At 39.8% G+C, this 21,381-nt stretch carries 22 protein-coding genes; 12 read left to right on the top strand and 10 right to left on the bottom strand.

Annotated features, from left to right (window positions below):
• Positions 1 to 40: 40 nt before the first annotated feature.
• The 3 genes from speG to purM form a co-directional block, all read right to left on the bottom strand.
• On the bottom strand, positions 41 to 631 hold the full coding sequence (gene speG / locus AACV00_RS09605; RefSeq protein WP_004243436.1) for a spermidine N1-acetyltransferase: 591 nt from the start codon (positions 629 to 631) through the stop codon (positions 41 to 43).
• A 109-nt stretch (positions 632 to 740) separates the two neighbouring features.
• Entirely contained in the window at positions 741 to 1,370 is a 630-nt protein-coding gene (gene purN / locus AACV00_RS09600; protein WP_049210118.1) for a phosphoribosylglycinamide formyltransferase, read from the bottom strand.
• 12 nt (positions 1,371 to 1,382) lie between these two features.
• Complete coding sequence (gene purM / locus AACV00_RS09595) at positions 1,383 to 2,423, bottom strand: phosphoribosylformylglycinamidine cyclo-ligase (RefSeq protein WP_143475612.1); 1,041 nt, start codon at positions 2,421 to 2,423, stop codon at positions 1,383 to 1,385.
• A gap of 231 nt (positions 2,424 to 2,654) precedes the next feature.
• Between purM and upp the strand changes: the two genes are divergently transcribed.
• The 4 genes from upp (at position 2,655) to hda (ending at position 7,062) form a co-directional block, all read left to right on the top strand.
• Positions 2,655 to 3,281: a uracil phosphoribosyltransferase gene (gene upp, locus AACV00_RS09590; protein ID WP_004248287.1), complete on the top strand. Its 627-nt coding sequence runs from the start codon at positions 2,655 to 2,657 to the stop codon at positions 3,279 to 3,281.
• A 108-nt stretch (positions 3,282 to 3,389) separates the two neighbouring features.
• Positions 3,390 to 4,691: a uracil permease gene (gene uraA / locus AACV00_RS09585; protein WP_004243429.1), complete on the top strand. Its 1,302-nt coding sequence runs from the start codon at positions 3,390 to 3,392 to the stop codon at positions 4,689 to 4,691.
• 295 nt (positions 4,692 to 4,986) lie between these two features.
• Positions 4,987 to 6,192 (top strand): mechanosensitive ion channel family protein, encoded by a 1,206-nt coding sequence (locus tag AACV00_RS09580; protein ID WP_004243426.1) that lies wholly within the window; start codon positions 4,987 to 4,989, stop codon positions 6,190 to 6,192.
• Between the two features lie 162 nt (positions 6,193 to 6,354).
• Positions 6,355 to 7,062, top strand: a complete 708-nt coding sequence (gene hda / locus AACV00_RS09575) for a DnaA inactivator Hda (RefSeq protein WP_036896130.1) — start codon at positions 6,355 to 6,357, stop codon at positions 7,060 to 7,062.
• Positions 7,063 to 7,171: 109 nt separating this feature from the next.
• Here the strand turns inward: hda and AACV00_RS09570 are convergent, their stop codons facing one another.
• From AACV00_RS09570 to AACV00_RS09560, 3 genes are all read right to left on the bottom strand, one after another.
• The gene (locus AACV00_RS09570) at positions 7,172 to 8,422 is read right to left on the bottom strand and encodes an MFS transporter (protein ID WP_004248286.1); all 1,251 of its coding nucleotides are present in this window, start codon (positions 8,420 to 8,422) and stop codon (positions 7,172 to 7,174) included.
• Positions 8,423 to 9,268: 846 nt separating this feature from the next.
• Positions 9,269 to 9,625 carry an arsenate reductase (glutaredoxin) gene (arsC, locus tag AACV00_RS09565; protein WP_004243423.1) on the bottom strand — a complete coding sequence of 119 codons (357 nt, stop codon included), beginning with the start codon at positions 9,623 to 9,625 and terminating at the stop codon, positions 9,269 to 9,271.
• A gap of 8 nt (positions 9,626 to 9,633) precedes the next feature.
• Positions 9,634 to 11,106, bottom strand: a complete 1,473-nt coding sequence (locus AACV00_RS09560; protein ID WP_004243422.1) for a beta-barrel assembly-enhancing protease — start codon at positions 11,104 to 11,106, stop codon at positions 9,634 to 9,636.
• Positions 11,107 to 11,260: 154 nt separating this feature from the next.
• On the opposite strand from AACV00_RS09560, the gene AACV00_RS09555 reads away from it, so the two are divergent.
• Positions 11,261 to 12,337 (top strand): AI-2E family transporter, encoded by a 1,077-nt coding sequence (locus AACV00_RS09555; RefSeq protein ID WP_113977075.1) that lies wholly within the window; start codon positions 11,261 to 11,263, stop codon positions 12,335 to 12,337.
• Between the two features lie 140 nt (positions 12,338 to 12,477).
• Here AACV00_RS09555 and bcp read toward each other — a convergent pair whose 3' ends face one another.
• Together bcp and AACV00_RS09545 are read right to left on the bottom strand one after the other, a co-directional pair.
• Complete coding sequence (gene bcp, locus AACV00_RS09550; RefSeq protein WP_004243417.1) at positions 12,478 to 12,948, bottom strand: thioredoxin-dependent thiol peroxidase; 471 nt, start codon at positions 12,946 to 12,948, stop codon at positions 12,478 to 12,480.
• 19 nt (positions 12,949 to 12,967) lie between these two features.
• On the bottom strand, positions 12,968 to 13,525 hold the full coding sequence (locus AACV00_RS09545) for a glycine cleavage system transcriptional repressor (protein WP_004248283.1): 558 nt from the start codon (positions 13,523 to 13,525) through the stop codon (positions 12,968 to 12,970).
• A gap of 216 nt (positions 13,526 to 13,741) precedes the next feature.
• Here AACV00_RS09545 and dapA point away from each other — a divergent pair, with 216 nt between their 5' ends.
• The 6 genes from dapA to AACV00_RS09515 all read left to right on the top strand — a co-directional run bounded on the left by dapA (position 13,742) and on the right by AACV00_RS09515 (position 20,341).
• Positions 13,742 to 14,641 (top strand): 4-hydroxy-tetrahydrodipicolinate synthase, encoded by a 900-nt coding sequence (dapA, locus tag AACV00_RS09540; protein ID WP_161680437.1) that lies wholly within the window; start codon positions 13,742 to 13,744, stop codon positions 14,639 to 14,641.
• A gap of 16 nt (positions 14,642 to 14,657) precedes the next feature.
• The gene (gene bamC / locus AACV00_RS09535) at positions 14,658 to 15,704 is read left to right on the top strand and encodes an outer membrane protein assembly factor BamC (protein WP_004243414.1); all 1,047 of its coding nucleotides are present in this window, start codon (positions 14,658 to 14,660) and stop codon (positions 15,702 to 15,704) included.
• Positions 15,705 to 15,927: 223 nt separating this feature from the next.
• Positions 15,928 to 16,641 (top strand): phosphoribosylaminoimidazolesuccinocarboxamide synthase, encoded by a 714-nt coding sequence (purC, locus tag AACV00_RS09530; protein WP_004243413.1) that lies wholly within the window; start codon positions 15,928 to 15,930, stop codon positions 16,639 to 16,641.
• Between the two features lie 246 nt (positions 16,642 to 16,887).
• Entirely contained in the window at positions 16,888 to 17,772 is an 885-nt protein-coding gene (gene ypfJ / locus AACV00_RS09525; RefSeq protein ID WP_004243412.1) for a KPN_02809 family neutral zinc metallopeptidase, read from the top strand.
• Positions 17,773 to 17,834: 62 nt separating this feature from the next.
• Positions 17,835 to 18,287 carry a DUF441 domain-containing protein gene (locus tag AACV00_RS09520; protein ID WP_004243411.1) on the top strand — a complete coding sequence of 151 codons (453 nt, stop codon included), beginning with the start codon at positions 17,835 to 17,837 and terminating at the stop codon, positions 18,285 to 18,287.
• Between the two features lie 2 nt (positions 18,288 to 18,289).
• The gene (locus AACV00_RS09515; RefSeq protein WP_161680439.1) at positions 18,290 to 20,341 is read left to right on the top strand and encodes a tRNA(Met) cytidine acetyltransferase TmcA; all 2,052 of its coding nucleotides are present in this window, start codon (positions 18,290 to 18,292) and stop codon (positions 20,339 to 20,341) included.
• Here the strand turns inward: AACV00_RS09515 and AACV00_RS09510 are convergent.
• Complete coding sequence (locus AACV00_RS09510) at positions 20,283 to 20,480, bottom strand: YpfN family protein (protein ID WP_004243408.1); 198 nt, start codon at positions 20,478 to 20,480, stop codon at positions 20,283 to 20,285. The two genes, AACV00_RS09515 and AACV00_RS09510, sit on opposite strands and share 59 nt — an antisense overlap.
• A gap of 97 nt (positions 20,481 to 20,577) precedes the next feature.
• Here AACV00_RS09510 and AACV00_RS09505 point away from each other — a divergent pair, with 97 nt between their 5' ends.
• Positions 20,578 to 20,952, top strand: coding sequence for a DUF454 family protein (locus tag AACV00_RS09505; protein WP_004248280.1), 375 nt, complete (start codon positions 20,578 to 20,580; stop codon positions 20,950 to 20,952).
• Between the two features lie 48 nt (positions 20,953 to 21,000).
• On the opposite strand, the gene AACV00_RS09500 is transcribed toward AACV00_RS09505, so the two are convergent.
• Positions 21,001 to 21,381: RNA-guided endonuclease InsQ/TnpB family protein (locus tag AACV00_RS09500; protein ID WP_161680441.1), on the bottom strand; the 381-nt coding region annotated here is incomplete at its 5' end.

The raw sequence follows: 21,381 nt of genomic DNA, 5'->3' as shown, positions 1-21,381 counted from the left end.
TCCAACATGGGTTAAAGTTAAATCTTATTATCTGAATTAATCAGACATATTGTTTTATCGTTGCACCCGGTTTAACAAAATTTTCCGGTCTTGCTGCTTTGGCTTTTTGTTCAAAATAAGGGGCTTGGAATGTACACATTCTAATCGCAGAACGGTAAGAGCCATTAACAAAAAACTCATCTATTAAATCACCTTCTTTCTTAAAGCCAAGCTTTTCATAAATATGAATCGCTTTAGCATTCTCTTTATCGACGATTAAATAGAGTTTGTATAAATTAAGTACAGAAAAAGCGTAGTCCATCGCTAACTTTGCCGCGCGGGCTGCATAACCATGGCCTTGATGAGCAGGGGCGATAATGATTTGAAACTCAGCACGACGATGAACATAATCAATTTCAACCAGCTCAACTAAACCGACTTTTGTGCCTTCACTTTCAGCAATAAAACGTCGTTCGCTTTGGTCGTGAATATGTTTTTCATATAGGTCGCTTAACTCAATAAAAGCTTCATAAGGCTCTTCAAACCAGTAGCGCATAACGCTAGCATTATTATCAAGTTTATGGACAAAAGGAAGGTCTTCTCTTTCGAGAGGACGTAATTTTATAGGTGGAACTTTCTTACCACCGGACATAAGCACCTCGGTGAAAATGCATTGAATAAAAAGAGAAAAGGGTGACACAATAAAAGTCACCGCGGGCTACAGTGTAGCACAAAGTGACTTTTTATCTTAAGTGAAACCGTTAATCAAGATTGTCAAACAGAACATTACCATCAAGTAGCGCCCGATTATCTATCATTTTTAATCTCTCTTCTGCTAACCAACTAATTGCGAGAGGATAAATGCGATACTCTTGTGTTTGTATTTTTGCTTGCAAACTTTGTTCGGTATCATCAGGCGAGACGGGAATACGCGCTTGAATGATCATCGGACCACCGTCTAATTCTTCCGTGACAAAGTGTACGGTAGTACCATGAAAAGCATCTTTATTCTCAATAACTTGTTTATGTGTATGCAGACCGGGATATTTGGGAAGTAAAGAGGGATGAATATTTAATAACTTATGCTGATAATGGTTGACAAATAACGGCGATAAAATACGCATAAAGCCAGCAAGAACCACAATATCAGGCTGATAGCCATCAATTTGAGTGATTAACGCTTTATCATAAGCTTCTCTATCAGGATAATCAGCCGGATCGATAAAGTAAGCAGGGATATCCGCTTGCCTCGCTCGTTCAAGCCCATAAGCTTGTGCTTTATTGCTGAAAACAGCTACAACTTGGCCTGCGATTTTATGCGCCCTACAGGCGTCAATAATCGCCTGTAGGTTGCTACCATTTCCTGAGATCAGGACCACTATATTTTTCATGGGGGTACTTTACTAATTGATAACCACTTGTGCATCACCCGCTGCTTGCGGGGCAATATCACCAATTAACCATGCCTTTTCACCACAGGCATTAAGATGTGATAGCGTTTTTTCAACATCAGCTTGGCTCACAGCGATTAATAAGCCGACACCACAGTTAAAGGTACGATACATTTCATGAGTGCTGACATTACCTGCCTGTTGTAGCCAGTTAAAGACCTCAGGCCACTGCCAACTTTGGCTATTAATACGAGCTTGCGTATTTTCAGGTAGCACGCGCGGAATATTTTCCCAAAATCCACCGCCAGTAATATGTGCCACTGCGTGAATATCAACGTTTTCAATTAATGAAAGCAGTGATTTTACATAAATACGGGTTGGCGCTAAGAGTTTATCAGCCAGTGATGTATCACCTAATGGGGTAGTTTCAGCACAGGTACCACTGACTTCAAGAATTTTTCTGATCAGTGAATAGCCATTAGAATGAGGGCCACTTGAAGCGAGAGCAATTAATGCATCACCCGCTTTAACTTTGCTACCATCGATAATCTGTGATTTTTCAACGACACCAACACAAAAACCGGCGATATCATAATCGTTACCATGATACATGCCGGGCATTTCCGCTGTTTCGCCACCCACTAAGGCACAGCCGGATTGCTTACAACCTTCAGCGATACCCGTTACAACCCGTGCGGCAGTATCGACATCTAACTTGCCTGTGGCATAGTAGTCAAGAAAGAAGAGAGGCTCAGCACCTTGAACGATTAAATCGTTAACACACATTGCGACTAAATCGATACCAATATCATCGTGGCGATTTAAGTCCATCGCAAGGCGAAGTTTAGTACCGACACCGTCAGTGCCTGACACTAAAATAGGTTCGCGGTATTTAGTGGGAATAGCGCATAATGCACCAAAACCACCTAAACCCCCCATAACTTCAGGACGGCGAGTTTCTTTTACTACACTTTTAATACGATCGACTAAAGCATTACCTGCATCAATATCGACACCGGCATCTTTATAGCTGAGAGAGGATTTGTTAGTCACGTCTAGCCCTCACGGCAAGTTGCTGTTAAGAAAAAATGTGTGCGGTGGCTATTCTAACAGGCAAAGCAAACGTTTGCGAGGATCTTCTTTTTAGATCACAATTATTCATGTTAGTGTGGTTAAAAGCTGTGCGATTGATCAATATCAATAGAAAAACGATGGAAAGTCACTAAAAAAGCGGTATAATCTCGCGATTTTTTTGTCTGGCTGCGTCGTACATTAGGAGAAATTATGAAGATCGTTGAGGTAAAACACCCACTCATTCAACATAAATTGGGGCTGATGCGAGATCATGATATAAGCACTAAACGCTTTCGTGAATTGGCTTCAGAAGTTTCCAGTCTACTGACGTATGAAGCTACCGCCGATTTAGAAACAGAGACGGTAACAATTGAAGGTTGGTGTGGCCCGGTTGAGATAGAACAGATTAAAGGAAAAAAAATTACTGTTGTACCTATCCTCCGTGCCGGTCTTGGGATGATGGATGGAGTATTAGAAAATATTCCTAGCGCCCGGATCAGTGTAGTTGGTGTTTACCGCGATGAAGAAACCTTAAAGCCCGTCCCTTACTTCCAGAAACTAGCCTCTCATATTGAAGAACGTATGGCACTTGTTGTTGACCCAATGTTAGCAACTGGTGGCTCTATGATTGCCACAATTGATTTATTAAAAAATTCAGGCTGTACTTCAATTAAAGTTTTAGTGTTAGTGGCTGCGCCTGAGGGGATCAAAGCATTAGAAGAAGCTCATCCTGATGTTGAGTTATATACTGCATCGATTGATAAGCATCTTAATGAGCATGGGTACATTGTCCCAGGCCTTGGTGATGCGGGTGATAAGATATTTGGTACAAAATAATGATTAAGCCGACTTTGATAGTCGGCTTTTTTTTGGATCACTTATTGGTTTGTTTTATCGCTGAAATTTAAATTCCATTTATATCTATTTTAAAGAGAGGTCGTAAGCATGACTCGTCGTGCAATCGGGGTAGAAGAGCGCCCACCATTATTACAAACAATCCCATTGAGTTTTCAACATCTGTTTGCCATGTTTGGTGCTACTGTACTTGTGCCGATTTTGTTTAAGGTTAATCCGGCCACCATATTATTGTTTAACGGTATCGGTACTCTGCTTTATCTCTTTATCTGTAAAGGTCGTATTCCTGCTTATTTAGGTTCAAGTTTCGCCTTTATCTCTCCGGTGTTATTGCTACTTCCTTTAGGCTATGAATTAGCATTGGGCGGGTTTATTGTCTGTGGGGTGCTATTTTGCCTTGTTGCTGGCATTGTGAAAATCGCCGGACGAGGATGGATTAATGTGATGTTTCCTCCTGCGGCAATGGGCGCAATCGTTGCCGTAATAGGTCTTGAGTTGGCCGGAACCGCCGCTAATATGGCTGGATTATTACCTAGCGCAGATAATCCCGTTGATAGTCAAACATTGATAATCTCTATGGTGACACTGGGTGTGACTATTTTAGGCTCAGTGATGTTTAGGGGATTTTTGGCTATTATTCCTATTCTTATTGGCGTGTTAGCCGGTTACGCACTCTCTTTCTTTATGGGCGTGGTTGATGTGACACCGATTAAAGAAGCCAATTGGTTTGCTCTGCCTACCTTTTATTCGCCGCGTTTTGAGTGGAGTGCTATTTTTATTATCTTGCCGGCGGCATTAGTGGTTATTGCCGAACACGTAGGGCACCTTGTGGTAACCGCGAATATTGTTCAACGTGATCTCATGAAAAACCCAGGCTTACATCGCTCTATGTTTGCAAATGGTTTTTCAACCATTATCTCCGGATTTTTTGGCTCTACACCTAACACGACTTACGGTGAAAATATCGGTGTTATGGCTATTACTAAAGTGTATAGCACTTGGGTCATTGGTGGTGCAGCAATTATCGCTATCTTACTTTCTTGTGTTGGTAAATTGGCAGCCGCGATTGCAGCGGTTCCCGTACCGGTAATGGGCGGTGTCTCTTTATTACTGTATGGTGTAATAGGGGCGTCCGGTATTCGCGTATTATTAGATTCGAAAGTTGATTATAACAAACCACAAAACTTGATATTAACAGCGATCATTTTAATTGTCGGTGTAAGTGGTGCATCAATTCAAATTGGCGCAGCTGAACTAAAAGGCATGGCTTTAGCAACGATAGTCGGTATTGTTTTAAGTTTAGTATTTAAGTTGGTGAGTATTATTCGCCCAGAAACTGAGTTAGTGGATGATACTCTGGAGTCAATTAACGAACATACAAACACCAAGTAATCATTGATGAGCTTTTTTCGCTAATATTTCGTCATTGAACTAAAAAGCAGTCATAGACTGCTTTTTTTATTAGTTATTTTTTATTCTTATAAGATAAACAAGAACTCTTTTGTTATAAAAAGCGTTTAAAACTTAGAAAAAGAAAATAAACTTAATAATAATATTTATTTAACGCAAATAAATGAGACAATGAAATTATTAGCGGTTTAGTGATAGCGATACTTTTTAGCTATTATTGAGCTAAAAGTTGTTTTAAGGTTGTAACAAAGCTTTTAAAAGGGTGACGACGCTAGTTATGGAAAAACTTGTTGATATATACGACTTTATCGTATCTAAGCAGATTTTCACCACGCTGTTTTTAGTGATCACGTTGCTGGTGGTGTGGTTTCTGGCAAAGATGATCTTTCGTCGTATAGCCAAGCGTCTATTGTTTTTATTCACCGAACTCTCAGATGAAGAGACGATAGAAGATATTGCGAAAAAAAGTGCCTCTATTGTTGCAGTCACTCTGGTTCTCTATATAAACCAGTTATTGCCTTCTTTTTCAGCACAGATGAATATTATCTTTGAAACGGTTTGTCGTGCTTTTATCGTCATCAATATTGCTTCTCTTCTTAATAACGCGTTAGATATTTTCAATATCAGGCATGCTAAAAAATCGTGGCACCGTAACAATTCGATTAAAGGTTATATTGAAATTGCTAAGATAGTGGTGTGGATCATCGCCTTTATTCTTATTATCGCGCTATTTACTGAACAATCCCCACTGATTATTATTTCCAGCTTTGGTGCGATCGCTGCGGTATTGATGTTTGTTTTCCAACATACCCTTATCTCATTCGTCGCTAATATTCTGATCTCAAATGGTAAAGTGTTAAAACTATATGATTGGATTGAATTACCCAGCAGTAATATTAGTGGTGAAGTGATTGATATCGCACTGCACACAATTACAGTACGTAATTGGGATAACACGATTTCTCGTATACCCACAAAGGACTTTTTAACCGAAAAATACACTAACTGGCAACCGATGTTCTCTTCAGGAGGCCGTCGTATCAAGCGTAGTTTCTATATTGATCAATCCTCTATTTCATTTGCTACAGAACAGTTAGTGCAGGAGCTAAAAAATACTGCGCCACTTAAAAAAAGCATTGAAGCGATGTTAGAAGGTAAAGAAGAAGAGATAGGCGATATTAATACTTGGTTAGAAACCAACGGGGTGACCAATCTACAACTTTTTAGAAAGTATATGTTAAATTGGATCAAAATGCGTGGTGATGTGAGGCCGGATATGTATTTGGTGATAAGAACAATGCCCCCCACACCAATGGGATTACCCGTTGAATTATATTGTTTCACTCGTGCTACCACATGGGTGGAATATGAAGAGACGCAATCAGAAATTTTTGAGTATATAAATGCTTGTGCTAAGTATTTTAAATTAGATATTTACCAGCAACCCTCAGGTCACGATCTCTCTAAGATAACGTTTAAATAGTGAAATAGAATGGCTAAACTGATCTTATATTGATGTCAAAATAAACAGTTTCGCTATTTATTGCTGTCATCTTAAGCAGCTCGTCTTGCTTTTTTAATATTGATTCTGTCATTGATAGAATTTGTGTTAGAATCACGACGTTTATTAAACTATTCAGGTGAGGTGCTTCTGAATACGCCATCACAGCTATCATTACCACTATCTCTGCCCGATGATGAGACATTCGATAGCTTTTACGCAGGGGAAAATGCATCACTCGTTGCAGCGATCCAAACTGCTATTCACCAATCACATGGCAGTTATATCTATTTCTGGTCTCGTGATGGGGGCGGAAAAAGCCACTTGTTGCATGCAGCTTGTGCAGAGCTTTCTTTAGCCGGAGATGCAGTTGGTTATGTTCCTCTTGATAAACGGGCTTATTTCGTACCAGATGTGCTTGAAGGTATGGAGCATCTTTCATTAGTTTGTATCGATAACGTTCAATGTATTGCGGGTGATGAAGAGTGGGAACTTGCTCTGTTTAATCTGTATAATCGCGTATTAGAACTTGGTCGCACCTGTCTATTAATCACAGGGGATAGACCTCCCCGTCAAATTGATTTACAACTTCCTGATCTCGCTTCTCGCCTAGATTGGGGGCAAATTTATCGCTTACAACCGCTAAGCGATGAAGAAAAAATTCAAGCACTACAATTAAGAGCGAAACTGCGTGGATTTGAATTACCCGAAGATGTGGGTCGTTTTGTATTAAAGCGCTTAGATAGAAAAATGCGCACATTATTTGAAATGCTAGATGAACTCGATCACGCCTCTATTGTGGCTCAACGTAAGCTGACCATTCCTTTCGTAAAAGATATTCTTAAGCTTTAATCGCAAGCTATTTAAAACAACGCATTATGCAATAGATAACCAGTAATAAAAAACCGCTTATCTCGAAAGATAAGCGGTGAGTGCAACAAATAAAGAATGGGGGAAATAATTAATGTGCTTCTACAACTTTTGTTTTCTTCTGCGGAACCACTAAGTAAATCAGATAAAGTGCGGTGATAGCCACAGTGTAACCCGTAAAGATCAACCAGAATGACTGCCAATCAATAACACCATCTGTGGTATACAAATCAATAACCCAGCCACTTAGCATCGCACCTAAATAAGTACCAAAACCATTCACTAAGGTCATAAACATACCTTGTGCGGTAGAGCGATATTGTAATGGGATCTCTTTTTCTAGGAATAGCGAGCCGGAGATATTAAAGAAATCGAAAGCACAACCATAGACAATCATGGATAACAACAGAACGATTTGGCCTAATGATGAATAGTCACCGTAAGCGAAGAAACCAAAACGTAAGATCCATGCAATCATACTAAATAATACGATAGTTTCTATTCTAACTCGTTTTAATAACAGGGGTAAAAATAGAATAAAGACCACTTCAGAAATTTGAGAAATGGATAAGAAAACAGAAGGATAATGAGCCAAGAAAGAGTCATCAGCATTAGGTGCTTTGGCCATATCTTGTAAGAATGGAACCCCAAATGTATTGGTAATTTGCAATACTGAACCTAACAATGTGGCAAAGAAAAGGAAAATAACCACATTTTTCTTTTTAAACACTTGTAAGGTATTCGATAAGCTAAAAGCGGCCACTTCTTCTTTTGCTTCTGTTTTATCTGTCGCTTTTGTCGCCGGTAAAAACATCGCAAATACCGCTAAGATAATAGAGGCTATTGCAGCAACAAACAGTTGATCGTAGCTATTACCGAAACCTAAGAAGCTAATAACCCACATTGCAGCAATAAAACCCACGGTGCCATAAACACGGATTTTGGGGAAATAGTCATTTGGCTCTAGGTGTTTTTGCTCTAGTAACTCAAAAATAATACTGTTTGCCATAGAAATGCTTGGCATAAAGAACAATAAATGCAGAAGTGTCGCAAAGAAGAGGGTAGTCACTGTGGTCATTTGGGACATCAGCACTAAAGCAAACGCGGATAAAATATGCAGAATAATAAAGACCAGCTTACGGTTATTTATCTTGTCCGCAATAAATCCCATGATCACCGGTGCGATCAGTGATGCTAATCCTAAAGCACTAAAAATTAGCCCAACGTCAGTACCTTTAAAATGTAATTTATCAAATAGATATGAAGCAAACGTAACAAGCCAAGAGCCCCAAATAAAAAATTGGAGGAATGAAACAAGTTTGAGTCTATGTACGATGTTCATTAAATTTCCTATTAGCCTGGCAATCATCTGGTATTTTGATGATTGATTAGTTTTAGTCGCCCATATGTTGGCTATATTTTCAGTTAGTTTGCCGATATCTATACACTTTTAAAAAAAACATAACGCACTATCTCTAGTGAGATAGCGAGTAGGCATGTGTAAAAGAAGTGGCGAATTAACGTATTTTGCTATGTTGCAGTATTGTTTAAATTGTATCTCTAATATTAATTTCTGAATTGGATGATAACGAAAATAAAAATGGTTCGAAGTGTATCGCAAATCAAATCTGCCATCATATTTTCTGAAGACCATAATAAGTAGGAATTCACTCGTGTAAAGAGACTTTTGTCACAATACAAATGAAACGTTTCATAAATTTTTTCTGTTGGTTGTTATTTGTAACAGGATAATGTGATCGTGATAGATATTTTTGATCTTGGTAAAATATTCACTATAAAAAAAATGAAATTAAGATGAAATATTTTGAAAGCAAGCAATAAACTACCTTATTCTACTAATGGAAATAACTATCGTGTTTCCTTAGTGCTTGTAACATAAAATTAACATTAGTGGCCTTTAGAATATACAGATGGCGGTAACATCGTTGTGATGTGGTAATAAAGCAGTAGAGAATTGTGTTATTGATATGAAGAGGAGTGAAGTAAGTTAATAGGTATAACGTGTTGGTTTTCTGTCATTTTGAGCGCACTGCAGATAATGAGTTATTAGGGCGCACCACCGATCTTTGAAAACAGCCGTAAGGTTTCTCGTCTCAATGCTCTGAAATCATTCAGATTACGTTTAGTGATGCGCCATACCGTCAATGTCGGCAATTGCCAATTTAGCCTACTTAAAAAGGGCGGTAACTTGCTCAGGTGGACGACCTAAACGCGCTTTATTGCCAACGACCACAATAGGACGTTCAATTAATTTAGGGTGATTATGCATGGCCTGAATTAATGCTTCTTGTGAGCTCTCATCAGCAAGCTTTAGGGTTTTATAAATTTCTTCTTTGGTGCGCATTAATTTTCTTGCATCGTCAAAATCTAGCGCTTTGAGTAATGCTTTTAACTCATCGACAGAAGGCGGCGTATCTAAATAATGAATAACGTCAGGGGTGATATGCATCTCTTCTAATAAATGTAAGGTTTCACGGCTTTTAGAACAGCGCGGATTATGATAAATCGTTACTTTGTTGGTCATATTATCCCTTATTTAAATTGACTGTCTTTATGTTGAAGTTTACGCAATTGATCAATACGTGCATCAAAACGAGCTTGCTCATTACTGCCTAATTTTACTTGACGACTCGCATCACCAAGATAACGAATGGCAGTTTCAAAATCTCCTCGTAATGCCAAATCTTCAGCGTAAGCTGCAAGCTCTTGGGCTCGATTACCTTGTTTTGCCGCATTTTCCGCCACCAACTGCCAACCAATAGGATCGTCAGGGTTGTCAAAGGTATAGCGATATAATAATCGATTAGCTTCGTTATATTGCTTATTTTGCATATAAGCATTAGCTAAATTAACCGTCAGTACTTTGTTATTAGGTGATTGCTTAAGCGCTTGTTGTAAACGTGTTATCGCTTCTGCAGCACGGTTTTGCTCTACGTCAATATCGGTAATGGCATCAATAAGCCAGATATTATTTGGCTCTTTTGCCAGCATAGGGGCGAGTATTTTTCTCGCGTCATTAAATTTACGATCACGAGAATAGAGTAAGGCTTGTGCATAATTGGCGGCTGATTTTTCTAATTCCGTTCCTTGCCTAAACTGATCCAGTGTGGTTTGCAAGGCGTTACTTGATGTGGGGTTTTTCTCAAGCATAGTTAATACCCGCATTTTAGCATAGAGAAAATTAGCCGATTGTGGCACTTTGCGCGGAGCATATTGCGCTGCACGGCTACGTGCATCAGATAAACGGCTGTCAGGTAAGGGGTGCGTTAATAGCATTTCAGGCGGCTTAGAACTATAGCGCACTTGGTCTGCTAAGATCTGCATAAAATTAGGCATACCTTGTGGATCAAACCCTGCACGATAAAGAGTTTGTATTCCTATCCGATCAGCTTCTTGTTCGTTCATTTGCGTGAAGGTGATCATGTTTTGTTGCATCCCAGCCATACTTCCCGTAAAGGTGGCTAAACCGGCATTGGGGTTAGCCATAAATATTAAAATAGAACCTAATATTCCAGCCATAGCCAGTGGCGTGGTTTTAGACTGATCTTCTAACATTCTTGCAAGATGACGCTGGGTAACGTGAGAAATTTCGTGGGCGATAACAGAAGCTAATTCACTTTCATTGCGACTGTATCTAAATAGTGCTGAGTGCAATACGATATTGCCACCAAAATAAGCAAAGGCATTAATATTGGGGTTATTCACTAAATAAAAGTGAAAGGGGGTTTTTACCGAACTGGCATTAGAGACTAATCTTTGACCTAAATTATTGATGTAATTAGAAAGTAGAGGGTCAAAAACTAATGGTGCACTATTTCTTAATTGGCGAGTATAGTAATCACCCATAGCGATTTCTTGATTGATACTCAATGTTGAGCCTGCTGTCGTTCCCATATCGGGCAGGGTATCTTCAATATCAATCGCAGCGTGAGCAGGCAACACTGATGTTGATAGCAAAGTAGAAACAAGAAGCGCGACCAATGGTTTTTTAAGTCTGAGTTTCATACAACAACATCCTGATAGCTATCTTAACGAAAAATTTATAATTAATGATGTATCATAGCAAAAGCTAACGTAAAATCCGTCAAAAGATTATTGATTATGTAAATCAATACATATAGATATATTTGACTTGTTATTATAAAGGACCTCTATTTTCATGCTGGACTTGCTTGTTCAATGGTATAAACGTCGATTTGCTGATCCCCAAGTTATCGCGCTGGTGGTGATCTTAATTGCCGGTTTTTCAATTATCTACTTTTTCAGTGGCATACTTGCACCATTATTAGTCGCCATTGTATTAGCTTATTTGCTGGAATGGCCAACACACTTACTTGAGAAGCTAGGATGTGCACGAATTTGGGCTGTATCAATCGTTCTGACACTATTTATAGGTATTAGTGCCATTGTTATTTTGATTTTAGCGCCAACGGTATGGCAACAAGCCATGACGCTAATTTCAGATATCCCTAATATGATCAATAAATTCAATGCATTTGCTCGAGAATTACCTGAGCGATTCCCCGCATTAATGGATGTTGGCATCGTGGATATGATGGCGGAAAACTTGCGCAGTAAATTTTCAACGGTGGCAGAGTCAGTGTTAAAAGTCTCTTTAGCCTCTTTAATCGGCGTTATCACGCTCTCTATTTATCTGATCCTTGTGCCATTAATGACGTTCTTTTTATTAAAAGATAAGCAACAAATGCTCAATGCTGTCCGTCGAGTATTACCCAAAAATAGAATTCTTGCAGCACAAGTGTGGATTGAGGTTAATCAGCAAATCACCAACTATATTCGTGGTAAGGTTACCGAAATGGTGATTGTTGGTGTATTTACCTATTTTGTCTTTGCTTTTTTTGATTTGCGTTATTCAGTCTTATTAGCGGTTTTAGTTGGCGTTTCGGTTTTAGTTCCTTATGTAGGGGCGGTGCTCGCGACTATTCCAGTCATTGTAATTGCACTTTCTCAATGGGGATTAGGCTCTGATTTTTGGGCGCTATTTATCGCTTACTTAGTGGTTCAAGGTTTAGATAGCAACTTATTAGTACCGATATTATTCTCTGAAGCTGTCAATATGCACCCCTTAGTCATTATCTTATCTGTGATTATATTTGGTGGTATGTGGGGCTTTTGGGGGGTGTTTTTCGCCATTCCTTTAGCGACGTTAATCAAAGCAGTATTACATGCGCTGCCTGATGAAATTGCCAATGAGCCACCTTTAGAAACATTATAAAAGAAAAAGTAATAAAGTAATCAAAAGTAATAAAGTAATCATAGACGCGATTTATCATCAACTTATTGATAATAAAAAAACAGACAGCGATAGTTAATGGCTGTCTGTTTTATTTATCAGCATTAAGCTGTGATCATAAACTATGGGTGTGCAGCTAAATAATCGATAACCACTTGGTGGTGATTGCTGGTTTTAAAATTATCAAACACATGTTCAATCACACCGTTTTTGTCAATTAGGAACGTCGTACGATGAATGCCATCGTAAGTTTTCCCCATAAATTGTTTTTCACCCCAAATGCCAAATTGCTCTGCAACTTTATGATCTTCATCAGAAAGTAAGGTGAAGTTTAACATCTCTTTTTCGGCAAAACGGGAAAGTTTTTCTGACTTATCAGTACTAATTCCCAATACCTCGACGTTGGCTTTTTTTAGTGTATCCATCTCATCACGTAAGCCACAAGCTTGCGTTGTACAGCCTGGTGTCATCGCTTTTGGATAAAAATAAACGAGCACACGTTGGCCAGCAAAATCAGACAGATTAATGATTTCTCCATCTTGATCAGGCAGACTGAATTGAGGTGCCTTATCACCGGCTTTTAATGGGTTCATTACCTAATTCTCCATTCTTTTATTGTTTCATCATCAGACTATTTACGATACTTATTGTGCCTTGAGCGTTTAACTCTGTACATAATTGATTGAATTTCTCATGAATAACGAGACCATGATCATCTAACGGATTATGGGCCGTGATCTGAATTTCTAAACGAGCAGGAGTACCATCCTCAGAAGGATGAGTTTTAGAAACTAATTCTGCAAGATTAAAGTGATGTTGACTAAATAAATTGGTAAAACGTTCAACAATGCCGGGGGCATCTTCTATATCTACTTTTGCAGTAATGGTTGATGGGTAAGAGACTGGCGCACCCATTTTGGTTCTTTTCATCACAGTCAATAAATCAAGTTCTGCACTTTTTATCGGCAGTAATGCTTCAAGTTGGGCAATCGCATTCCAACCACCAGAAAGTAGCATGATAAACGTAAATTCTTGACCGAACATCGCAAGCCGGCTGTCTTCGATATTACATCCGCATTGGCTAACTAATTGCGTAATGGTATCAACGATACCAGGACGGTCAGTCCCTAATGCAGTGAGTACGAGAAAATGTTTATCAGGTATAGGCAAAATAGGCTTCCTTTTGACTTTCAGTTTATTCCTAACAGGTAAACACAAAATTTGATTTCTGCCAAGATCAGAAGCGCACTATCTTTCATTATTATCTCTCTTTAATTCAAATCAAAGAATATTAGCAAATTTCATTAGAAACCTAGAGTTAAGTAGTTTTCAATAGAGCAATGAATGAGTACCATTGTGTATAAGTCTATCTCGGAGCAATGAATTATGGTAAGTAACAATTTTGATTTTACAGGCAGTATGGTGGCATTAGTCACCCCTATGGATGCGAAAGGCAATGTTGACCGAGTTAGTTTACGCAAGTTGGTCGATTATCATGTTAAAGCGGGTACAGATGCTATTGTCTCTGTGGGAACAACGGGAGAATCGGCAACATTAAGCCATGATGAGCATGTTGATGTCGTATTAATGACTCTGGATATGGCTGATGGTCGTATTCCTGTGATTGCAGGCACGGGGGCTAATGCAACTTCTGAAGCTATTTGGTTTACACAACAGTTTGAAAATAAAGGTATTGTAGGGTGCTTAACGGTTACTCCATACTATAATAAACCTTCCCAAGAAGGGCTTTATCAACATTTTAAAGCGATTTCTGAAAGCACGGCTTTACCCCAAATCTTGTATAATGTGCCCGGCCGTACAGGATGTGATTTATTGCCAGTAACAGTTGCACGTTTAGCTCAGTTGGATAATATTGTGGCAATTAAAGAGGCGACAGGGAACTTAAGTCGTGTTAGTCAAATCCAACAGTTAGTTAATGATGATAGTTTTATCTTATTAAGTGGAGATGACGCATCCTCATTAGACTTTATGCAACTTGGCGGTCATGGTGTTATTTCGGTTACTGCTAACGTTGCTGCGTTAGAAATGGTAGAATTATGTCGATTGGCAAAAGCGGGTGAGTTTGCAAAAGCACGTGAACTTAATCGACGCCTGATGGACTTACATCATCAGTTATTTGTTGAACCTAACCCAATCCCAGCTAAATGGGCGTGTCAACGTATTGGATTGATTGAAGACGCCACATTGCGCTTACCGATGACTCCATTAACATCAGCGGGTCAGGATATCGTAGAGAAAGCGCTGTTAACAGCGGGAATACTGTAAAACTTAGGGAATTTTAATGGCAACACTATTGCATAAATCAAAGATTATGAAAGTCGCGGGTCTGTCGCTGGTGGTTTTATTGGCAGCCTGTTCCAGTGATCAGCGCTATAAACGTCAAGTCAGTGGTGACGAGTCGTATTTAGAGTCAGCAGCGCTAAAAAATTTAGTTGTCCCAGCGGGTATGGTGTTGCCTTTGCAAAATGGGGAATATGATATTCCTACGCCTAAAAAGAGTGAGCCTGTGGGTTTAGCATTAGATATTCGCCCACCAACACAGGCTTTAAACTTATTAAGTGGCTCACGTAGTGAGAATAATGCGGATAATAGCCGACTGTTATTACCCAACACGCCCGAAAATACCACCTTATACGAGCAAGTTTCTGCTGTTTTAGCGGATAAAGGTGTGGCACTGGCTAAAAGTGATGCAGGACAAAAACAGATTGTCACTGATTGGATCACTTGGACTCGTGCTGATGAAAATGTGCCTTTCCAAAGTCGCCATAATTTAGCGATAAGCCAGTCAGGTAATGTTGTGATATTAACGATTACGAATACTGGGTTACGCCAAGGTGAAAACGAGATTTCCGATCCAATGGAAGTGAAGCGTTATAACACCTTACTATTAAATGAAGTGGTTGACGGTTTAAACCGCATGCGTAACTTAAGTGAAAATAGCGCAACGAGTAATTTGCAAGGTATTATCGACGTACAAACGGGAAGTGATAATGCCGGACTGCCTGTCATTATTGTTCGAGCACCATTTGATGTTGTGTGGGATAGATTACCTATCGCGCTAGAAAGCGTGGGTATGAAAATGGGCGATCGTACTCGTTCGAAAGGTTCAATTGAAGTGACTTATAAAGGCTTAAGTAGTGCAAGTTGGAGCACGTTAGGGGTTGATAAACCAACAATTAATGAAGGCGATTACAAACTACAAGTCGGTGACTTAAATAACCGCAGTAGTTTGCAATTTATCAGTGATAAAGGTAAACCTCTTACACAGTCTGAAAATGATCAGATGGTTGCTGCAATGAAAGCGGCCTTTAGTAAGCCAATAAAATAAAAGCTCTTTTTATCTATTAAATATCAGGCCGTACAGAAAATGTACGGCCTTTTTATCACTCAATTCACTTATTTCTCTTATTGATTAGAGCCGCTAAAAAATAGTCGACAGTGATATTTTTTAGTGATCCCCTCCACGTTTTAAAAGCTTTTTTATCCAATCTAGAGTAGAGTATGGAAAGCAAGTTTCTTGTTAAACCTATCACATCTTTGGAGTGTGTCAGATGCAAAAAAAAGCTGAGTTGTATCGTGGTAAAGCGAAAACGGTTTATACCACTGAGTCTTCTGATTATCTTATTCTTGAATTCAGAAACGATACATCAGCGTTAGATGGCCAACGTATTGAACAGTTTGATCGTAAAGGAATGGTGAACAATAAGTTCAATTATTTCATTATGAACAAATTGGAAGAAGCGGGTATCCCAACGCAGATGGAACGTTTGCTCTCTGATAATGAAGTGCTAGTAAAAAAACTCGATATGGTGCCTGTTGAATGTGTTATTCGTAACCGAGCGGCTGGATCACTGGTTAAACGTTTAGGTATTGAAGAAGGTACTGTCTTAAACCCACCTATTTTTGATCTCTTCTTAAAAGACGATGCCCGTCATGATCCGATGGTTAATGAATCTTACTGTGAAACTTTTGGTTGGGTATCAAAAGAAAACCTCGCAGAAATGAAACGTCTTAGTTATAAAGCAAACGATGTCCTCAGTGAACTATTTGATAAAGCCGGTCTGATCCTCGTTGACTTTAAATTAGAGTTTGGCCTCTTTAACGGTAAAGTTGTGCTGGGGGATGAATTCTCACCAGATGGTAGCCGTTTATGGGATAAAAACACCTTAGATAAAATGGATAAAGATCGCTTCCGTCAAAGTTTAGGTGGATTAATTGAAGCTTATGAAGAAGTTGCACGTCGAATTGGTGTTTCTTTAGACTAACTGCGCAATCGATTACGTCAGCAATATTATCCATAAAAGAAAAAGGTCAGCTTAAAAACTGACCTTTTTAATATGCTATAAAGAAAAATTAACTAAGATGAATTGAAAGTGACTAATGGGTGCTATTATTTTGCTCTTAAAAAATAGGCAATAGCGATGAGATAATTTTTGTTATTATCTAAGATAAGTTGTCATCAAAATGACCTAGCAATTAAAATTAAGTGAATTACATAATGGGGAAGGGTTATGCGTTGGAATGATCGCCGAAGAAGCAATAATGTTGAAGATAGAAGAGGGCAGCCTTCTTCTGCATCCGGTGGTGGTAATCTCCCATTAGGATTAATTGCACTATTATTGCGTACAAAATATGGCTTTGTGATCATTATTATTTTGGTGATCGCAAGCTTTATGGGGTTTGATTTTAATTCGCTTACAGGGCAAACATCACAACCAACACAAAATAGCCAACAACAATCCGCCCTTTATAATGAAGCGGCAGATTTTAGCAGTGTTGTATTAGCCAGTACGGAAGATTTTTGGCAAGGGATGTTTGCCAAAGCCGGCGAACAATATCGTGATCCTAAATTAGTGCTATATACCAACAGTACCACAACGCAATGCGGTACCGGCACTAAAATGATGGGGCCTTTTTATTGCCCTGCAGATCAAAAAATTTATCTCGATCTCTCTTTTTATAATGAAATGAAAAACAGCCTTGGTGGGGGTGGAGAGTTTGCTCAAGGTTATGTGATTTCTCATGAAGTGGGACATCATGTTCAGCATCTACTTGGTATCACCACACAAATGCGTGAAAAACAGCAAATGGCACGTTCAAAAGTGGAAGCAAATCGCTTATCAGTAAGACTAGAACTGCAAGCTGATTGTTTTGCGGGTATGTGGGGGCGCTTTATTGCCGGTGAAGGCCGTGTTGATGAAGCGGACTTACTGACGGCCATTAAAACCGCACAAGCTATCGGTGATGATAGGCTGCAACGCCAACAACAGGGTTACGCTGTACCGGATAGCTTTACTCACGGCACTGCAGAACAACGTAAGACATGGTTTATGCGCGGCTACAATAGTGGCGATATTAAATCTTGTGATACATTTGCTTCTTCGTCATTGAACTAATACCATCTCACGCTTAAATGATATTAGAATGATTCAGAGAAAGAGAAGGATTATAAAAATAGATGAGTAATGTTGATCCCTCATTGCTAATTTTGCTGGTACTCGCAGGCCTGGGCATTATTAGTCATAATATGACTGTCACTTTAGCAATGATCTTTTTATTGGTTATTAAAATCACACCGTTAAACCAATATTTTCCATTAGTCGAAAAATACGGTATGACCATTGGGATCTTGATCCTCACCGTAGGTGTTATGACACCGATTGCCACAGGCCGCATTTCCGCACAAGAAGTTTTCAATTCTTTTTTAAATTGGAAATCATTACTAGCGATTGCAATTGGTATCATCGTCTCTTGGTTAGGGGCACGAGGGGTGTCACTTATGAATAACCAACCGTCAACGGTAGCGGGTTTACTCGTAGGAACCGTTATTGGCGTCGCCCTATTTAGGGGGGTTCCAGTAGGTCCACTGATTGCTGCGGGGATCCTTTCGTTATTGATAGGTAAGTCATAGTAGTGCCATCTTTAGATTTATTGCGCTATCAACAAGCCTTCGCTCGACTAGGCCAGCGGCGATTACTCCTTTTAGCGGGGAGCTATACATGGCAAAGGGAACAACTTCGAGCTATCCAACAGCAGTGTAAAGGCGATTGGCTAATACTCTCGTCAGAGATGTCTGAGGCGATAAAACCAGAACATGCTCATCAACTATTAGGCCGTGAATATCTTCACGCTGTATTTGACGCTAACCATGCTTTTAATGCTGATGCACTAGCGATGCTAACGGGAACGTTGAAAGCCGGAAGTTGGCTTATCTTATGTTTACCCGATATTGTTCAGTGGCAACATTATATTGATAACGATAGTCAGCGCTGGAATGATGCGCAAGGGGTTATATCTACTCCCCATTTTATGGCTTGGTTAGCAAAAATTACACTAGCAGATAAACAGGCCATTATTTGGCAAGCATCGCAGCCCCTTGTTCTACCTGAAATAAAAAATACAGGCCAACAGTGGGCGTTGCCTCAAGGGATGCCAACCATACAACAGCAACAGTTATTAGCGCATCTTTTACAGGCAAAATCTGGCGTATGGAGTATCACGGCACCACGAGGCAGAGGAAAATCAGCGTTAGCAGGAATGTTGATAGAGCAGTGGCCTGGCTCAGTGACGGTTTGTGCCCCTGCGAGAAACAGTATTGAAGTGCTATTATCTCATACACATAAAACCATCGAGTTCTACTCACCGGATAATTTGTTAGCCCTTTGTCATACAGAGCATTTGTGTCGAGATTGGTTAATTATTGATGAAGCGGCGACTATACCCATTGCTCAACTGATAGCTCTTTGTCAGCACTTCCCTCGAGTGTTAATGACTACCACGGTACAAGGCTATGAAGGAACAGGGCGCGGCTTTATTTTAAAACTGGGTGATAGCATTCCAACGTTACAAAATTATCAACTTACCGTACCTATTCGCTGGGCGCAGGACGATCCACTCGAAAATTGGCTTAATCAACTGTTGTTACTTGATGAGCCTTCTTTTCATCATGCTAACCAATCTGGCGAGGTGGTGATCACCTCATGCCAGCATTTCGATAGTGAACAACGAGCCAATTTTTATCAACTTTTAACCAGTGCTCATTATCGAACCACGCCTTTAGATCTTCGACGTTTATTCGATGGACAAAAACAGCACTATTGGTCTGCATTTATTCATCGGCATCTTGTTGGGGCGGTGTGGTGTATTGAAGAAGGGGGACTAGCGAAAGCCTTAGCACAAGATGTTTGGCGAGGTATACGTCGACCAAGAGGTAATCTTGTTGCCCAATCGTTAGTCACTTACGGCTTATCCATTGAGGCAATGTGTTTAACTTCATTACGCATCAGCCGAATTGCGGTATTGCCAGCATATCGACGTCAAAAAGTCGCTGCAAAATTAGTTGCGGATATTGCTAAGCAGTGCCAGAAACAGAATATTGATTACCTTTCTGTCAGTTTTGGCTATACCGACGCATTAGCCAATTTTTGGCAACAATGTGGTTTTTATCTGGTGAGATTAGGCGTTCATAAAGAAGCCAGTAGTGGCTGTTATACTGCTATGGCTATTTACCCAATCAGTGCTCAGGGGCAGCAATTATTACAAGTTGCACAACAATCACTCGCATTACAAAGTGATTATATCACTCAGCAAACAGGTATCTCTCTTGCTACTGCATTGCCTAGCGCCAGTGAAGCAGATCACTGGCTGATGATGGCAGGTTTTGCTTTCGCCCATCGCTCTATATTAACGGTATATCAAAGTGTTGGTTATTTTCTGCAAGGTGATAGATCACGCTACCCGTTATTAGTGGCATTTTTTATTGATAAGCAATCTGTAGAGGCCTGTGTAAAACAATTTTCGTTATCGGGCAAGAAAGCCCTTGTCACGACACTACGTCGGCAATGCCAACAACTGATGGCAGAAAAAGATGAGCAATTAGCACAGGCTTACCAACATTGGTTAACGACTACTTCTTCTGGTCATTTTTGTTGGGCCAATCGTCCTCATCATCCCATTTATCATTAAAATCGCGATGGGGAGGCAGTTTCCGTTTATTTTTTAGAAACTGTTTTGGATCTATTTTATTCATATCTTTTATGGCATTAATAATTATTCCAACTAAAAGAATTAAAATAACCCACCAATAGTCAGTGATCCAGTGCATAAACCCGCCTTATGTTTTAAAATTGTTATTGAGAATGAGGAGCTTTTTTATTTACTCTTTACCCTAGAGCGACCAAGCATAATTTGGAAAGCATAACATGAAACGGATATTATTGATTATAGCAGGGTGGTTATGTGTTGGATTAGCCACATTAGGTGTTGTTTTACCCGTGTTACCCACTACACCATTTTTGTTATTAGCGGCATGGTGTTTTTCTCGCTCATCAACACGCTTTCATCACTGGTTGCTATATCGCTCTTGGTTTGGTGGTTATTTGCGTTATTGGCAAACTTATCGCGCCATGCCTAAGGGGGCTAAGCCGAAAGCTATTTTAGTCATTTTAGTAACTTTTGCTATCTCGCTGTGGTTGGTCTCAATGTGGTGGGTGAGAATTTTATTGCTGATAATTTTAGCCTGTCTGTTGATATTTATGTGGAGACTTCCTGTAATAGATAAACAAGATGTCTCCTGAGATAATTGACATCCTCCACGCCCTAAAGGACGTGGATCCCTACTGCGTTCAGACTGATGTCTGAATCACCTCGGCGGGTTCCTGATTCGACGGGCGGTCTGACTGCACCCTCCCTCCACAGGCAAGCACGGCATGTCCTGCCGCTAAAATGTTACGTGCCCCGTTGATATCAGCATTCGCTGTATATCCACATTCAAGGCACTCGAATTGACTTTGTGACTGTCGGTTTTCCTTTGCTGTATGACCACAGTAAGCGCACTTCTGACTGGTGTAGGCAGGGGGTATTGCCAGTACCTGACCACCTCGCCAGAGCTGCTTGTACTCAAGCTGACGGCGCATTTCATACCAGCCCTGCTCCAGTATTGCGCGGTTTAAACCAGATTTAGCTTTTACGTTCCGTCCATGCCGTTCTGTCGTACCTTTTGCCGA

The sequence above is a fragment of the Proteus sp. G3927 genome (genome assembly GCF_963894685.1).
In the GTDB taxonomy this organism is placed as follows: Bacteria; Pseudomonadota; Gammaproteobacteria; order Enterobacterales; family Enterobacteriaceae; genus Proteus; species Proteus mirabilis.
Note: the sequence above shows the minus strand (reverse complement) of the source record. Positions and strands in the feature narration are given on the sequence as shown.